Genomic DNA, 14,669 nt, shown 5'->3' on the forward strand with positions numbered 1-14,669 from the left:
GGTTGGTATACTCAATGCCATGGCCGTCTTCATTCCCGAACTCGCCCCACTCACCCCAGGTGCCGCCCGTGTGCTCGACGCTGCCTCACGGCTCTTCTACGAGCAGGGCATCCACGCGATCGGCGTCGACACGATCGCCGAAGCCGCCGGCGTCACGAAGAAGACGCTCTACGACAGGTTCGGCTCGAAAGAGGCGCTGGTCGTCTCGTACCTGCAGCACCGGGATGCGCGCTGGCGTGCGCATGTCGCCGACCATCTCGCGCGGGCGCCCGAGCCCGGGGCGGCACGCATCCTCGCCGTGTTCGACGCGGCGATCAGCTGGTCGGACGAGAACAGTCCGAAGGGTTGCAGCGCGATCAACGCCCGCGCCGAGATCGGCGACGGTCACGACGGGCACCCTGTCTTCCCTGAGGTCTCCCGTCAGAAGGCGTGGCTGCTCGAGCTGTTCGTCGAGCTGTGCCGCGAGGCCGGCGTCTCAGACGCCGAGTCGACGGCGCAGGGCATGATGCTTCTCTATGAGGGCGCGATCGTCACTGTCGGCATGGAGACCTTCGCACAGCCGTTCGAGGTGGCACGAGGGCTGGCGGCCCGGATGCTTGCTCAGGAGCTCGCCTGACCCACTCCCACGCCCCGGCGTGACGTCAGCCGCAGAACGCGGAAGCCGAGTCCTTGAGCTGATCGATCGCCTCGATCGTCTCCGGCGCCTGCAGATCGGTCATTCCGCCGATCTGCTGCGCACCTGAGCTGATGAGGTCGCCGAGCTGTCCATCGACATCAGCCGCGAGTCCGTCGAGCGTCGTGACGAGCTGGTCGCGGGCTGCGTCGACCTGCTCTGCCGATGCGCCGCCCTGGTCGAGCAGGGTCTGATACTGGGCGTAAGCGTCGTCGATCGTCGTACAGGTCGCCTCGACGTCGACGCCCAGGGCGTCACCCGCGACCTGCGCCACTTGCGAGCACCCCGCGAGAAGACCGGCGGCGAGCAGAAGCGGAACGATGACGATGCGGCGCATTCTCCGAGGGTAACGACCCGACCTGTGGGACTACCTGACCGCACCGTGGCGTCGCGCCACCTGTCAACCCGGGCCGTCGGGGTGTTCGAGATCGTAGGCACGGGCGACCTTCTGGGGAACGACCATGCGCCACGCGTCGACGACGAACTCGCGCGCCTCGCTCGGCTCCAGCGACGCGAGATCGGCATGCACCCAGTTGAAGCGCAGGTCCGTCTCCGACGGCATCTGGAACTTGCGCGGATCGCCGCCGACGAGGGCAGCCCGCTCCTCCTTCGGGAAGGCAAAGCCCATGACGCTCTCGTCGAGCGAGAACGCCACATACACGATCTGGCCGACGCGGAACTTCAATCTCCCGCGCACATGCACTTGGTACGAGCGCTCCAGATCGGCACCCAGCGCCCGGACGTCGTCGATCACCGCCATGGTGATGACCTTACTCAGGCACTCAGACGTCGACGGCGAGCGTCGGCGAGAGAGACCGGGAGACGCATGGGTAGATCGTCATCGACCGCTCGTCGCTGTTGAGCGAGTCTCGGTGCTCCGGCTCGCCCTCGAGCACGTTCATCGCGCACGAACCGCAGATGCCGCGAAGGCATGAGCCCTCGACGGGGATGCCCGCACCCTGCAGGCTTTCGAGCATCGAGCGCCCAGCGGGCACCTCCACGGTGACGTCCGATTGCGTGCAGACCACGGTGAAGGGTGCGTTCGGCCGGTGCTCACGCTGTCGGGGTTCGAAGCGTTCTACGTGGATGCTGCTCCCCTCGGGCAGCAGTCCGGCCAGTTCAGTGAGTTCGTCGATGAATGCCTGAGGACCGCAGGCGTAGACGGCGGTGCCAGGCGAAGCTCGGGAGAGAAGGGCGGGCAGATCCAGCCGTCCGGATTCACCGCTGACGTGCGTCGTGACCCGCTCGCCGAGTGCGCCGAGCTCGTCTGCGAATGCGATGTCGTCGCGGTGGCGAGTCGCATACGTCATCTGCCATTCCGCGTTCTGCGCCGCGAGGTGACGTGCCATCGAGAGGATCGGCGTGATGCCGATTCCCGCGGCGAGAAGGAGGTATGACGGCGCTTCCGCGAGAGCGAACAGATTGCGCGGTGGACGCACCCAGACCAGACTGCCCACCCGTAGGTACCCGTGGATGTAGTGCGAGCCGCCGCGCGAGCGCGGCTCACGGCGGACGGCGATCCGGTAGGCGGTGAGATCCGCGGGATCGCCGCACAGCGAGTACTGGCGTTCATGCCGAGTGAGCAGCTGTACGTCGATGTGCGAGCCCGGCTGCCACAGCGGAAGGCTCGATCCGTCCGGGGATTCGAGACGGATGCTGACGATCGATGGGGTCTCGGTGACGAGTTCGCGCACGACGAGCGCCGTCATGCCTGCTCGGGAGCGCATTCAGTACAGGGCCCGGTAGGCGCCGGCCATCGCATCATTGATCTCGTCGCCGACAGCGGGGGCGAACCCTGACATGCTCGCCCAGATCTGACCGGAGCTCGGCACCCCGTCCGCGAGATCCTGCATCTCGGGATCCCACAGTCCACCCCGCAGCAGTGCGCGACCGCAGTGCAGATAGACCTGTTCGGTGCGGATGACGATCGCCAGATCCGGGACGGCATGGTCCTGCTCCAGCATCGCCAGCAGCGAGGAGTCGTTCGTGATGGTCGCCGTGCCGTTGATGCGCAGCGTCTCGGTCATGCCGGGCACGAAGCAGAGCAGCCCGACATGGCCGTTCTCAAGGATGTTGGTCATGGAATCGGCGATCTTGTTCCCGAGCCGATCGGGGATGACCACCGTGCGCTCGTCGAGCGCGCGAACGAAGCCCGGGTAGTCACCGCGCGGTGAACAGTCGCAGTTGCCGGACGCGTCCGAGGTCGACAGGCAGCAGAACGGGGAATGCGCCAGGAAGGCCAAGCAGTTCTCGTCGAGGAAATCGGTGATCTTCTGCCTCGTCGGGGCACCCGGTTCTCCGAGAGTCGATCTGAGGTACGAGAGATCGACCGCGGGAAGATCGGAGACGTCCATGCACCGACCCTATTCGAGCCCTCCGGGCCCGTCAGCGTCGCACCAGCACAGCGTCTACGGGTGTGACTGTGCTCTGGACACATCGACGGGGCAGGGGTCTCCCCCAGCATCCCGCCCCATGATGGACGTGCGCGGTGCAAGCTATCCCAGCTGCGCGGCCCCGAAGCCGACGCTGAACTGCACGCACCACAGCGAGACGCTGCGGTAGGCGCCGAGGTCGACTTCTGCGGGGATGTCGTATATCTGGTTGCCCTGATTGCCCTTTATGACGCCGAGGTCGAAGTAGGCGGCATCACCTGCCAGGAACCAGCCGTCGAACCCCTCGACCGCATCCGCAGCGCTGAGCCAGACGTGCACGTCCGGGCCATTGCTGGTGTCGAGGTTCTCGATCGCGAGCACACGCGTACCGTCCGGGTTCTCGATGATCGTGGCGGTGCCCGTCGTCGTGTGTTCCTGGCTGACGAAGGCGCCCGACCGGAGTACCACCGGCACCGGGTCGGGCGTCGGAGTCGCGGATGAGCCGGGGGCTGGAGATACATCCGGCCGGGAGCTCTGGGCCGTTGGGAGAACCTCATCGACCCGCACATCCGTGAACAGCAGCCACGGCTGGAACACGAGAACCCCGATGACCAGGACAGCAGACGCCACGATGCCACCGATGATGACGAGCGTCCGCTTCATGGGCGCATCATAGCGGCGCGTCCTGGGCGAACCTGGCTCAGCCGACCAGGGGTCCGCCCACGCGCCAGTATCCGAGGAATGCGACTCGTTCCTTGGAGATGCCCAGGTCTCGGGTGAGATAGCGGCGAACTCGAGTGATCGAGCCGGCTTCACCGGCGAGCCACGCGTAGAACTCGCCGTCGTCGCGTGCCATCGTTCCTCGGGTTTCGCCCCAGTCTCGTACCGCTGTCTCAACGCCGGTCTCGGGTTGCTTGCCGCGGATCGAGACCCTCACATTCGCATTCCGCGGTGCGTCCTGCGAAAGCACGTCGTCTGCGTGATCGGTGACTTCGAGGAGCACGTCGGCATGGGCCTCGGGTGCCAGAGATCGGAGGATGTTCCTCACTGCCGGATACGCGGTCTCATCGGCCACGAGGAGGAACCGTCGGGCCTCTCCTGGGTTCCAGTGGATGCCGTATCCGGTCCGACCCATCCGGGCGTCGGGGCCTGTGACGACCAGCTGATCACCGGGGCGTGCGGATGCGGCCCAGGCCGAAGCCGGGCCTGCGGGCTCATGAAGGAAGAAGTCCACGTCGATCTCGCCCTGCTCGGAACGGATCGCCGACGGCGTGTATGTGCGCAGCACATTGCGCTCCGCTTCTGCCAGTGCGCGCCAACGCGAATACCACTCCGAAGGATGGGGAGTGGGCTCGTCGAGCAACCCGAACTCGGCGATGCCGCCGCCCGAGAGGGGCAGCACGATCTTGATGCGCTGATCCAGACCCCAGGGCGCGAAGTGACGCAGTGATTCCCCTGCCAGGGTGAGGCGCAGGAATCGCGGACTCAGACGACGGCTCCCCCGTACCTCGACACGAAAGGCGCTGTAGGCCCACGGGCGTTCGGATGTCATCACCGCTCCCCTCGATTCGGCGTTCCGCGCAGGGGAACCACCAACGGTCCGCCGGTGACAGGATCCGGAATGACGACGTTCGCGAGTCCGAACACCTCCTGTACTCGCACGCTGGTGATGACTTCTTCCGGGGTTCCTTCGGCGAGGATGCGTCCGTCTCGCATGGCGATGACATGGCTGGCGTAGCGGGCCGCGTGGTTGAGGTCGTGCAGCACGGCGACGATGGTGCGGCCCTGCGCATTCAGATCGGCGAACAATTCCATGAGATCGACCTGGTGGGCGACATCCAGGTATGTGGTCGGTTCGTCGAGCAGGAGCAGGTCCGTCTGTTGCGCGAGAACCATGGCCACCCAGACCCGCTGGCGTTGGCCGCCCGAGAGCGCATCCACCGGCCGCGGTGCCAGCTCGGCGGTGCCAGTGGCCGTCAGAGCCTCTCGGATCGCCTGTTCGTCGGCATCCGACCACTGGCGGATCAGGTTCTGATGCGGATACCGGCCGCGAGCGACGAGGTCAGCGACGGTGATGCCGTCCGGGGCGATCGCACCCTGCGGCAGCAGCCCGAGGCGCCGGGCGACCTCCTTCGCCGGGAAGGACGCGATCGTCTGCCCATCGAGGATGACCTGGCCGCGAGTGGGCGTGAGGAGACGTGACAGGCCGCGCAGCAACGTGGACTTTCCGCATGCGTTGGGGCCGATGATCACGGTGAATGAGCCCGGCGGAATCGTCACGGAGAGATCACTGATGACCTCTGAGCGATCGTACGAGAGGCTGATCCGGTCTGCGGCCAGGCGTGCAGACTCGGTGGCGATAGCGGGGGCAGGGGTATCAGGCACGACGGCGGATCTCCAGGATGATCATGAGGACGAGATAGGCGCCGCCGACGGAGACGGTGACGACGCCGACAGGCAGAGTCACCGGCAGCACATGCTGGGCGACGAGATCGGAACCGAGCAGGAGCAGTGCGCCGAGCAGGGCGGACAGAGTGAGCGACAGATGAGGCGTGCGCGCCACAAGCCGCGCAATCTGCGGTGCGGCGAGGGAGACGAAGGCGACCGGTCCCGCGATGCTCGTGGCGGCTGCCACGAGGGCGACGCCGATGAGCAGTGAAAGCGTGCGGACGATGTTCGGCCGGACGCCGGTCGCCGCCGCCATATCATCACCGAGATCGAGTTGCCTCAACCGCGGAACGAGCAGGAAGGCGGCTGCGGCGAAAGGGAGAGAGCACAGCAGTGCGCCGGCCAGGGGCGCGGCCTTCACACCGTTGAGGGTTCCGGTACCCCACGCGGAGGCGAACATCGCGGTCTCCAGCTCGATCTGCAACAGCATCCAGGTGTTCAAAGACGCCAGGATCGCCGAGACGCCGATCCCGATCACGATGAGGCGGAATCCCTGGACACCTCCGCGATAGGCCAACAGCCAGATGGCTGCTGCGGTGAGGATCCCTCCCGCCAGGGCGCCGATCGTCCGGACGGGCCAACTGGCCGAGACGAAGACGAGCGCGAGGAGCATTCCGGTGAACGCTCCGTTCGACAGGCCCAGGATGTCGGGGCTGGCGAGCGGGTTGCGGGTCACCGTCTGGAACAGTGCTCCGGCGATGGCCAGCAGCGCGCCGAGACCGATCGCGGGCGAGGGTACGAGGCAATCGCCAGTCGATGACCACCGTGCGCTCCATGGCATCACCGCCTCCGAGGAGGGTCTGTACAACCATCCCCGGCGACACGGCATAGGTCCCAAGCCCCAGGGACAGCACACCCAGGATGAGAATCACTGCGAGTGCGGCGATTCCGGTGGCGACGCTGCGCATGCGCAGCGGTAGCGTGATCGGCCCGAGACGCAGCATGAGACGCCTATGCCCGACATCGAGCGCTGGAGCGAGCGGACTCACAGTGCACTCGCCTTCCGGCGTCGCGCGAGCAGGATCAGGACCGGGGCACCGACGAACGCGGTGACGATTCCGACCGGGATCTCCGCCGGGGCGATGATCACCCTGCCGAGAACATCCGCAAGAACCACCATGACCGGAGCGAGCACGGCCGAGAGCGGAACGATCACGCGCTGATCGACGCCGAACAGCCACCGCACGATATGCGGCACCATGAGACCCACGAAGGAGATGGGGCCGGCCAGCGCCGTCGCCGCCCCGGCGAGGAGGGTGACCGCCACGATCACTCCGACTCGGATGCCCGCGACGTTCGCGCCCTGGGCACGGGCGACATCATCGCCGAGAGCGAGTGCGTTCAGCCCCGGCGTGAGAACGAACGCGACGGCAAGACCTATGCCGATGAACGGAAGCACGGGAAGGATGACATCGAGCCCACGACCCAGCAGTGAGCCGGCATTCCAGCTGCGCATCGACTCGAAGGCCTCCGGGTTGCTCAGCGTCAAACCCGTGGTGATGCCGGCGAACACCGCCCCCAATGCCACACCGGCGAGAGTGAGCCGAATCGGGTCCGCTGCACCACGCCCTGAGGAGCCGATGAAGTAGACCGCGACAGTGACGACGAAAGCACCGAGGAAGGCGAGCCACACGAAGGCGGAGACGTCGCGCAGGCCCAGGAACGCCACCCCGATCGCGATCGCGAGTGCCGCACCCGCGTTCACCCCCAGGATTCCGGGGTCGGCAAGAGGGTTGCGCGTGAAGGCCTGGATGAGCGCGCCGGCGACTCCCAGAGCGGCACCTGCGGCGAGACCCGCGACGGTACGCGGGATCCGCAGATCGAAGACGATGTAGTCGGTCTCGGCCGTGCCTTCTCCACGCAGCGTCTCCAGAACCGTCTGCGGCGAGAGAGTGTTGGCGCCGACCGCCAATGAGAGCACCAGCGCGAGCGTCAGGGCGAGAAGCAGGAGGAGCACTCCCCACGACGCGCGGCCTCGCCCCGTGCGCGACGGAGGTGCGGCTCCGCCTGGCGCCGCCACCGTGACAGCAGTCAACGAGTCTCTTCGAGGAACTGCTCGATGTCGTCGAGCACCGCCTGCGCACCCTTCGGACCGACACCGGAGACCCAGTAACCGGTGTCGACGAGCGTGACAGACGCGAAGGCATCTGCGTTCTGCGTGATCGCGGCAGGCACGGTCGATTCGTCGGCGACATCGGTGGTCGTGACGAATACGTGGTCGGCCTGAGCGTCCAGGATGTTCTCCGGGGAGATGTCGGCCTGCAGACCATCAGCCCAGTCCCGCTCGGGAATCGTGAATCCGACACACTCGAGCAGGCTGCCCGCGAAGGAGACGGGGCCATAGAGGCTCAGCGTCGTCTCGTCGCGGGGGCGGATCAGCTGGACGGTCTCGCCGTCGACGTCGAACTCCCCCGCCAGCTCCCCGCAGCGGTCGTCCACTGTCATCAGAAGATCTTCCACGTCATCCTCACGGCTGAGCGCTTCGCCGATGAGGAGAGCATTCTCACGCCAGGGGTCGGCGTGAGTCGCGATGAACACAGTCGGCGCAATGGCCGCGAGCTGCTCGTACAGCCCCGAGTGACGCGCCTCAGTTCCGAGAATCAGGTCGGGCTTCAACGCTGCAATCGCCTCGAGGTCGGGCTCGGGGACGGTTCCCACCGGCTCGATGCCCTCAGCATCCAGATACGACGGGATGCCGGAGACGTTGCTCGCAACCGCTGCACCCACCGGAGTCACTCCCAGCGCGACAGCAGTATCCAGCTCGAGGGGCTCAAGCGTGATGACGCGCTGCGGATCGGAGGGAACCTCGGCGACGCCGCGCGCATGCTCGACCTCGTGGGTCGCGGCGCTCTCCCCTGGGGTTTCCTTCGCAACGGACGAATCGGACGAGCACCCGGCGAGCATCAGCAGAGCTGAGGTCGACGCCGCAATCAGAACGAGCGCGCGACGGGAGTGATGGGAGGGCATGGAACAGCCTTTCGGACGTCGGGGAGAGAAGCAGGCAGATGTGCGCTTAGCTAAGGCAACCCTAACAAACTCGCAGATTCCCCATGCGCCAGTGCCACATCTTGCGCAACGTCTTCGTCAGGGACCAGCTATACCTCGGGTCCCAGATGCGGCGATGGACGACTACGTCTACCGAAGAGGCGACGTCGGCTGCGCTCGTCCACTCCGGTCTCTTCACGTACCTTCTTGCGGGCGGCCTCAGCTCGTGCCGCCCGGCGATCAGCCCAGGCGGCAACCGTGGTTTCGACGTCACGGGGCATGGTGATCAGAGGCGGACCGGCCGGGAGCTGGTAGCGGGCACGGATCACCCGCTCGTTGAACTGCTCGATCTCGGTCCGCACAGCCGCCTCGTTCGATAGCTGGTCGAGCTGCTCGTCCAGCACGGCGTCCTCCTTGCGCAGCTGGATGGATGGCGGCAGCACCGCCATCCCCTCTCGTTTCATGAGGTTCTTGAGCCACCAATCAGGATCATGGTGATCGGGAAGCTCGAGAGGCTTGCCACTCCCGGGCAGGTCATCGAATTCGCCTCGTTCGATCGCCCTGCGTATCTGCATGTCGGCGATCAGCGCAATCGCCACCTCTGTATCGAACGCGAAGGCAGCAGGGTTGCAGAACCGGAGGGGCGGTACCGAATCCTGTTCTGCCATCAGCGCTCGCTCCCCTCGCGTCTTCAGTCACCTGTATTATGTCACGTGTATTGAAAACTTTAGGAGCCGAGATGCCGAAGCAGGTTGACCACCGAGAGCGACGTGAATCGATCGCCCGAGCACTGTGGAGGATCGTCGACCAGCAGGGCTGGGCACGAGCGACCATGCGCGAGGTTGCCCGCGAAGCGGGGGTCTCGCTGGGACAACTGCAGCACTACTTCGTCTCGCGCGCGGAGATGTTGACCTTCGCGATGGAGCATGCGGCGGAGCAGACCTCCGACCGAGTCGAGCAACATCTCGATTCGCTCGACCAACCTCCGCATCCTCGCGAAGTGCTGCGGGTGGTTCTGACCGAACTGCTCCCCCTCCAACCCGACGCTCGGGCCACCAGCCGCATGAACGCGGCCTACGTCCTTGAAGCGATGCACGACCCGACGCTGCAGCGGCAGATCGGCATCGGACTACGCGATGGACGCGCGATGATCGAGAGTCTCATCCGCCAGGCGATGGAGCATGGGCAGATCCCCCCGGACCGTGACCCGAAGATTGAAACAGATCTCATTCTTGCGCTGACCGGTTTCGCAACCCTTCTCGAACTCAACGTTGTCGAACCGCAAGAGGCGCTCGCGGCCATCGATCAGCACCTCGACCGACTTTTTCGTGCCGAGTCATGACCCCGGAGCCAGAACGCGCGCTCGTCCCGCTCAGGAGAGCTGCTGGCGCACGTAACTGAGGAGAACGCTGCGAAGCTCGGCCATCAGGGCGTCTCGTTCTGCTCCCGTGGCATCCGTGATCAGCGGCACCATGCCGCGAACAAGTTGAATCACCACGGTCGCAATGCGTGCGACGTCGGCCGGTTGATGGTCGGACAGGACCAGACCGAGGAGGTGAGCGACGCTCTGATGGATGCTGGCCTGGATCGGGGCGACGGCTTCTCGGAGGCCGGCCGGCATATCCGTCCTGGAGAAGATCGCCTTGAAGCCCGGGTGGGCGAGATTGAAGGCCATCAGCGGCCCCAGCACAGTATCGACGAGCTCGGGGAGACTGGTGTCGACGACTCTGTCGGTCGCGAACACTTCGCCGCGCAGCGCCGTCAGCTTCAGTGCGTAGTGCTCGGCAAGCGCGTGGGCGATGTCGCCCTTGTTCTTGAAGTACTGGTAGAGCGAGCCAGGTGAGATGCCGGCCTCCGCAGCGATCGCGTTGGTCGTAGCCGAATCGTAGCCATCTCTGGCGAATACCGCTGCGGCCGCGTGCAGGATCAGCTCAATGCGCTGTTGGCCTCGAGCCTGCCTACGGGGCTGAGCCCGCGCATCCCCTGCGCTTTCATCCTTGCCCGCCATTCCCCCTCTTTTCCAACGACTAGACAATGCGAGCATTAGCTCGTATATTCCTAAATGCGAGTATCTACTCGTATAACTTAGCAGGCTTCGCGGATGCCCGCCTTCCGACTCGTCCACGCCCGACAAGCCCAATGGAGAAGTCCATGACCAGCCTCCCGCCCCCAGCCACTGCCCTCGAGCGCCTCGGTGACCTGAGCTACCGACGGCGGTGGCCGGTGCTGATCGTCGCACTGATCGTGCTCGCCGGCCTTGCGGCCGTCGCCGCCGGCGCACTTTCGTCCTTCGTGCTCAACCGCTGGGAGGCCGCCGGCACCGAGTCGGTGGCGGCGCAGGAGGTTCTGCGCGACGAGTTCGCCACCGGCAACTCGAATCTGATCCTCCTCGTCACCGCCGCTGGCGGCGACGTGGACGATCCCGTCGTCACTGCCTCCGCGACCGCGGTCGCCGACGAACTCGCCGAGGAGGAAGCGGTGAACGAGGTGTGGTCGTACTGGTCGCTCGGCGGCGATACGACTCTCCGCAGCGAGGACGGCGCGTCGGCCATGGTCCTGGCGCACGTCACCGGCGATGCGACCGAAGCCCGCGCAGCAATCGCCGAATACATACCCGCTTACACGCGAGACGACGGTGCGATCACCGTTCGGGTCGCGGGTGCGGAGGCTGCATCCACGCAGATCAGTGCGCAGGCAACGCAAGACTTCCTCCGAGCCGAAGTCATCATCATCCCGCTCATGCTCGTGCTGCTGATCTTCATCTACCGCCGCGTGAGCTCTGCGCTGCTGACCCTCGGAATCGGCCTCTTCTCGGTCGTTGCCACTCTCGCAGGACTGCGTGCTCTGACTTCCGTTGTCGAGATCGCCAGCTTCGCCTCCAACATCGTGCTCGTCATGGGGATCGGACTCGGCGTCGACTACAGCTTGTTCGTCATCTCTCGCTTCCGGGAAGCGCTCGGCCGCGGCTCAAGCGTCCGTCTCGCCCTTCGGGAGACTCTGAACACGGCGGGGCGCACTGTCGTGTTCAGCGGACTGACGGTCGCAGCATCGGTCGCCGTGCTGCTCGCACTGCCCTTCCCGTTTCTGCGCTCCTTCGCCTATGCCGGTGTACTCACAGTCATCACCGCCGCCGTCGGCGCGCTCGTGATCCTGCCCGCCGCACTCGCCGTCATCGGCGAGCGCGCGGCCCGGCGCGGCGTCACGGTTCCGGAATCGAAGCCTCCGGAACAGGGAGGCTGGTACCGGGTAGGTGCGCGGGTCATGCGCCGTCCGATCCTGTGGGGCGGCGGCGCACTGGTCGCACTACTCGCCTTGGCGTCACCAGCCATCGGTCTGCAGATCGGGGTGCCCGACGTTCGCGTGCTCGCTCAGGGCGCCTCCGTGCGCGACACATACGATCAGCTCCGCGACGACTTCACCACCGAAGCCAACGACGCCATCCAGGTGATCGAGACCGGCGGCGCATCGCCGACTGATGCCGATCTGGGGGCATACGCTGCCGAGCTATCCAGTGTCGACGGCATCGCGCAGGTGAACTCCTCTGTCGGCGTGTACTCCGAGGGCGCCCGAATCGCTGCGGGAGATGATCGACTGACATCCCGCGACACCGCACGACTCGATGTGATCCCGACCCGGGACGCTTTGTACGGCACCGGTGGCGACCGTCTCGTCGCCGATATCCGCGCGCTCGACAGCCCCTTCGAGACCTTCCTCGTCGGTGGCTACCCTGCTCAGCTCGCCGACTTCCGTGAGGCTCTGCTCGAGCGGCTGCCCCTCATCGCCGGGCTCATCCTCGCCGTCACGTTCGTGCTGTTGTTCCTGCTGACCGGCAGCCTCCTCCTACCGCTCAAGGCGACGGTGCTGAACCTCCTCAGCATCGGCGTGATGTTCGGTGTCCTCACTACGGTGTTCCAGAACGGTTTCCTCGCCGATGTGATCGGGTTCACTCCCGTGGGAAGCCTTGACCCGGCATTCCCGATCCTCATGTTCTGCGTCGTCTACGGACTCTCCATGGACTATGAAGTCTTCATGATCTCCCGCATCCGCGAAGAGTACGAACGCACCGGCGACAACCAACGCGCCGTGCTTGTCGGACTCCAACGCAGCGCACCCCTCATCACCGCGGCCGCACTCACTCTGGCCGTGTCGTTCGGTGTCTACGCCACCAGCTCCGTGATGTACCTCCAGATGGTCGGCATCGGCGTCGCGGTCGCGATCATCGTCGACGCGACCGTCATCCGCGGCATCCTCGTCCCGTCATTCATGCGACTCGCTGGACGGGCCAACTGGTGGGCCCCCGCCTTCCTCACCCCGATCTTTCGGCGGTTCGGTCTTCGCGAAGAGCCGGTCGGCACGTTCGACGCGCGACCTCCGGCGATGGTGAAGCGGATCGCGAAGGCGCGCTGACGACACAACCCGGGCCTCGAAGAGCTCAGATCCGCCTGCGTTCGCATATTTCAGTATGCGCCGGTGCTGTTCAGGTGTCGATCGCCGTCGACCCGCGGAGAAAGCGCCATGTGATTCCCGGGACGAGGCCGTCAGATTGACGTCAACTCGATGAAGAGGCCGAAGTGGTCGCTCGCCCAAACCCCGTCCACCGGCTCATCGTGGACCAGGGAGCATGTCTCGATCTGCAAGGCCGCAAGCCCGTCAAGTCCACTTCGCACGAGGAGGTGATCGATCTGCCGGTACGGCCAGTTGCGCATTCCCGCCGTCAACGGATTGCGGACCGGATCGATCGTCACACACGGCTCGAACGGATGGACCGCATCCCATGCCCGCTGATACGACGTGCTCTCCCCGGCGAGCGACTGAAGCCCGGTGAGGAACCGCAGGCTGCTCGCGTGCGGTTCGGCGTCGAGATCACCGCCCAGCACCACCGGAATGTCGGGATCGCACGTGGCCGCGACCCTGCGCGCGACGACGACGGCCTGCCGTTCCCGCTCGCTCTCGCGATCCACGGCGGCGTCGGGGAAGTGATTCACGATCACAAGGTCTCCGATGGGCGATGTCACGCGAACGATCAACGCAGCCCACGCGAACTCATCGATCGGTGGACCGCCCTCAGTGAGATCGACCTCCTCGATCAATGTCATCGGCCACCGGCTCGCAATCGAGATCCCACTGGACTCCTGGGCTGATCTGGCTGCCGAATGCACGACGTTCCAGTCCGACGGCACCAGATCGCGGGTCTGATCGTAGTCGGAAGACCAGACCTCCTCCTGAAACAGAACGATGTCGGGTCGCAGGCTGACGACACCGCGTGCGAGAACTTCCCGACGATCTTCCCAGCCGGCCCGTCGCGCATAGATGTTGTGAGTGTAGATCCGCACACGGCGACCAGTCGACTCTGACATGTGCCGATCTTACAAAGAAGCGGGCGCCACTTCGTGGCAGAACGATCTCCAGGTGACAGAAGCGAGTAATACGCGCCCTGGTCGACTTCGCAACCCGCTTCAGCCCGGATTCAGCGTTGAGCGGCCACACTGGAGGAATGCGGATCCTGGTGGTGGACGACGAGGTGCGCCTGGCCGACGGTGTGCGCCGCGGTCTCGAGGCCGAGGGGTTCGCCGTCGATGTCGCACACAACGGCGTCGACGGACTCTGGCGGGCGCGGGAGACGCGCTACGACGCGATCGTGCTCGACCTGATGATGCCGGGCATGAGCGGGTGGAAGGTGTGCGAGGCGCTGCGCGCCGAGGAGAACTGGACACCTGTGCTGATGCTCACCGCGAAGGACGGCGAGTGGGATCAGGTCGAGGCGCTGGAGACCGGGGCCGACGACTACGTCACGAAGCCGTTCTCGTTCGCGATCCTGGTGGCACGCCTGCGCGCGCTCGTCCGCCGCGGCGCCGTCGCGCGCCCGGCGATTCTGGAAGCGGGCGATCTGCGGCTCGACCCCGCCGCGCACCGCGTCTGGCGCGGCGAGAGCGTCGTCACGCTGACCGCGCGGGAGTTCTCCGTACTGGAGTACCTGATGCGCCATCGCGGCCAGGTGCTGTCGAAGCGCGCCCTCATCGACGGCGTCTGGGACGACGACTTCGACGGTGACCCGAACATCGTCGAGGTGTACGTCGGGCACCTTCGCCGCAAGCTCGACAAGCCGTTCGGCCGCGAGGCGATCGAGACCATCCGCGGTGCGGGCTACCGGCTGGCGGCAGACGGTGGCTAGCCGCGGCCGGCGCCCGGTT

The 14,669-nt window shown here is 65.9% G+C and carries 17 protein-coding genes; 4 read left to right on the forward strand and 13 right to left on the reverse strand.

The window, feature by feature from the left end; genetic code table 11:
- The first annotated feature begins 19 nt into the window (after positions 1-19).
- Positions 20-616 (forward strand): TetR/AcrR family transcriptional regulator, encoded by a 597-nt coding sequence (locus QFZ46_RS00830; protein ID WP_307357359.1) that lies wholly within the window; start codon positions 20-22, stop codon positions 614-616.
- A 25-nt stretch (positions 617-641) separates the two neighbouring features.
- Here the strand turns inward: QFZ46_RS00830 and QFZ46_RS00835 are convergent, their stop codons facing one another.
- The 11 genes from QFZ46_RS00835 to QFZ46_RS00885 all read right to left on the reverse strand — a co-directional run bounded on the left by QFZ46_RS00835 (position 642) and on the right by QFZ46_RS00885 (position 9,146).
- Positions 642-1,010 carry a hypothetical protein gene (locus tag QFZ46_RS00835; RefSeq protein ID WP_307357361.1) on the reverse strand — a complete coding sequence of 123 codons (369 nt, stop codon included), beginning with the start codon at positions 1,008-1,010 and terminating at the stop codon, positions 642-644.
- A gap of 63 nt (positions 1,011-1,073) precedes the next feature.
- Positions 1,074-1,433 (reverse strand): MmcQ/YjbR family DNA-binding protein, encoded by a 360-nt coding sequence (locus QFZ46_RS00840; protein ID WP_307357363.1) that lies wholly within the window; start codon positions 1,431-1,433, stop codon positions 1,074-1,076.
- 22 nt (positions 1,434-1,455) lie between these two features.
- Positions 1,456-2,382: a PDR/VanB family oxidoreductase gene (locus QFZ46_RS00845; RefSeq protein ID WP_307357365.1), complete on the reverse strand. Its 927-nt coding sequence runs from the start codon at positions 2,380-2,382 to the stop codon at positions 1,456-1,458.
- 18 nt (positions 2,383-2,400) lie between these two features.
- Positions 2,401-3,027, reverse strand: coding sequence for an MSMEG_1061 family FMN-dependent PPOX-type flavoprotein (locus QFZ46_RS00850; protein WP_307357366.1), 627 nt, complete (start codon positions 3,025-3,027; stop codon positions 2,401-2,403).
- Between the two features lie 141 nt (positions 3,028-3,168).
- Positions 3,169-3,708, reverse strand: a complete 540-nt coding sequence (locus QFZ46_RS00855) for a DM13 domain-containing protein (protein WP_307357369.1) — start codon at positions 3,706-3,708, stop codon at positions 3,169-3,171.
- 37 nt (positions 3,709-3,745) lie between these two features.
- Positions 3,746-4,597, reverse strand: a complete 852-nt coding sequence (locus tag QFZ46_RS00860) for a siderophore-interacting protein (protein ID WP_307357373.1) — start codon at positions 4,595-4,597, stop codon at positions 3,746-3,748.
- Entirely contained in the window at positions 4,597-5,430 is an 834-nt protein-coding gene (locus QFZ46_RS00865; protein WP_307357376.1) for an ABC transporter ATP-binding protein, read from the reverse strand. Before QFZ46_RS00865 ends, QFZ46_RS00860 begins: the two co-directional genes overlap by 1 nt.
- Complete coding sequence (locus QFZ46_RS00870; RefSeq protein ID WP_307357380.1) at positions 5,423-6,274, reverse strand: FecCD family ABC transporter permease; 852 nt, start codon at positions 6,272-6,274, stop codon at positions 5,423-5,425. The genes QFZ46_RS00865 and QFZ46_RS00870 overlap by 8 nt, the downstream gene beginning before the upstream one ends.
- 204 nt (positions 6,275-6,478) lie before the next feature.
- Positions 6,479-7,528, reverse strand: a complete 1,050-nt coding sequence (locus QFZ46_RS00875; protein ID WP_307357383.1) for a FecCD family ABC transporter permease — start codon at positions 7,526-7,528, stop codon at positions 6,479-6,481.
- Positions 7,525-8,460 carry an ABC transporter substrate-binding protein gene (locus QFZ46_RS00880; protein WP_307357388.1) on the reverse strand — a complete coding sequence of 312 codons (936 nt, stop codon included), beginning with the start codon at positions 8,458-8,460 and terminating at the stop codon, positions 7,525-7,527. Before QFZ46_RS00880 ends, QFZ46_RS00875 begins: the two co-directional genes overlap by 4 nt.
- 128 nt (positions 8,461-8,588) lie before the next feature.
- On the reverse strand, positions 8,589-9,146 hold the full coding sequence (locus tag QFZ46_RS00885; protein WP_307357391.1) for a DnaJ family domain-containing protein: 558 nt from the start codon (positions 9,144-9,146) through the stop codon (positions 8,589-8,591).
- A 71-nt stretch (positions 9,147-9,217) separates the two neighbouring features.
- On the opposite strand from QFZ46_RS00885, the gene QFZ46_RS00890 reads away from it, so the two are divergent.
- The gene (locus QFZ46_RS00890; protein ID WP_307357394.1) at positions 9,218-9,820 is read left to right on the forward strand and encodes a TetR/AcrR family transcriptional regulator; all 603 of its coding nucleotides are present in this window, start codon (positions 9,218-9,220) and stop codon (positions 9,818-9,820) included.
- A gap of 30 nt (positions 9,821-9,850) precedes the next feature.
- On the opposite strand, the gene QFZ46_RS00895 is transcribed toward QFZ46_RS00890, so the two are convergent.
- Positions 9,851-10,486 (reverse strand): TetR/AcrR family transcriptional regulator, encoded by a 636-nt coding sequence (locus QFZ46_RS00895; protein WP_307357396.1) that lies wholly within the window; start codon positions 10,484-10,486, stop codon positions 9,851-9,853.
- Positions 10,487-10,629: 143 nt separating this feature from the next.
- Here QFZ46_RS00895 and QFZ46_RS00900 point away from each other — a divergent pair, with 143 nt between their 5' ends.
- Positions 10,630-12,885, forward strand: coding sequence for an MMPL family transporter (locus tag QFZ46_RS00900; RefSeq protein WP_307357399.1), 2,256 nt, complete (start codon positions 10,630-10,632; stop codon positions 12,883-12,885).
- Between the two features lie 131 nt (positions 12,886-13,016).
- Here the strand turns inward: QFZ46_RS00900 and QFZ46_RS00905 are convergent, their stop codons facing one another.
- Positions 13,017-13,835 (reverse strand): endonuclease/exonuclease/phosphatase family protein, encoded by an 819-nt coding sequence (locus QFZ46_RS00905; RefSeq protein WP_307357403.1) that lies wholly within the window; start codon positions 13,833-13,835, stop codon positions 13,017-13,019.
- Positions 13,836-13,972: 137 nt separating this feature from the next.
- Between QFZ46_RS00905 and QFZ46_RS00910 the strand changes: the two genes are divergently transcribed.
- Positions 13,973-14,650 (forward strand): response regulator transcription factor, encoded by a 678-nt coding sequence (locus tag QFZ46_RS00910; RefSeq protein ID WP_307357405.1) that lies wholly within the window; start codon positions 13,973-13,975, stop codon positions 14,648-14,650.
- Positions 14,651-14,669 lie beyond the last annotated feature (19 nt).

Source organism: Microbacterium murale, from assembly GCF_030815955.1.
Classification (GTDB): domain Bacteria; phylum Actinomycetota; class Actinomycetes; order Actinomycetales; family Microbacteriaceae; genus Microbacterium; species Microbacterium murale_A.

What these genes read in the sequence shown, in the direction of transcription:
- QFZ46_RS00830 (WP_307357359.1), top strand. Translation starts at nt 20, where the DNA reads ATGGCCGTCTTCATTCCCGAACTCGCCCCACTCACCCCAGGTGCCGCC.
- QFZ46_RS00835 (WP_307357361.1), bottom strand. Translation starts at nt 1,010, where the DNA reads ATGCGCCGCATCGTCATCGTTCCGCTTCTGCTCGCCGCCGGTCTTCTC.
- QFZ46_RS00840 (WP_307357363.1), bottom strand. Translation starts at nt 1,433, where the DNA reads ATGGCGGTGATCGACGACGTCCGGGCGCTGGGTGCCGATCTGGAGCGC.
- QFZ46_RS00845 (WP_307357365.1), bottom strand. Translation starts at nt 2,382, where the DNA reads ATGACGGCGCTCGTCGTGCGCGAACTCGTCACCGAGACCCCATCGATC.
- QFZ46_RS00850 (WP_307357366.1), bottom strand. Translation starts at nt 3,027, where the DNA reads ATGGACGTCTCCGATCTTCCCGCGGTCGATCTCTCGTACCTCAGATCG.
- QFZ46_RS00855 (WP_307357369.1), bottom strand. Translation starts at nt 3,708, where the DNA reads ATGAAGCGGACGCTCGTCATCATCGGTGGCATCGTGGCGTCTGCTGTC.
- QFZ46_RS00860 (WP_307357373.1), bottom strand. Translation starts at nt 4,597, where the DNA reads ATGACATCCGAACGCCCGTGGGCCTACAGCGCCTTTCGTGTCGAGGTA.
- QFZ46_RS00870 (WP_307357380.1), bottom strand. Translation starts at nt 6,274, where the DNA reads ATGCCATGGAGCGCACGGTGGTCATCGACTGGCGATTGCCTCGTACCC.
- QFZ46_RS00880 (WP_307357388.1), bottom strand. Translation starts at nt 8,460, where the DNA reads ATGCCCTCCCATCACTCCCGTCGCGCGCTCGTTCTGATTGCGGCGTCG.
- QFZ46_RS00885 (WP_307357391.1), bottom strand. Translation starts at nt 9,146, where the DNA reads ATGGCAGAACAGGATTCGGTACCGCCCCTCCGGTTCTGCAACCCTGCT.
- QFZ46_RS00890 (WP_307357394.1), top strand. Translation starts at nt 9,218, where the DNA reads ATGCCGAAGCAGGTTGACCACCGAGAGCGACGTGAATCGATCGCCCGA.
- QFZ46_RS00895 (WP_307357396.1), bottom strand. Translation starts at nt 10,486, where the DNA reads ATGGCGGGCAAGGATGAAAGCGCAGGGGATGCGCGGGCTCAGCCCCGT.
- QFZ46_RS00900 (WP_307357399.1), top strand. Translation starts at nt 10,630, where the DNA reads ATGACCAGCCTCCCGCCCCCAGCCACTGCCCTCGAGCGCCTCGGTGAC.
- QFZ46_RS00905 (WP_307357403.1), bottom strand. Translation starts at nt 13,835, where the DNA reads ATGTCAGAGTCGACTGGTCGCCGTGTGCGGATCTACACTCACAACATC.
- QFZ46_RS00910 (WP_307357405.1), top strand. Translation starts at nt 13,973, where the DNA reads ATGCGGATCCTGGTGGTGGACGACGAGGTGCGCCTGGCCGACGGTGTG.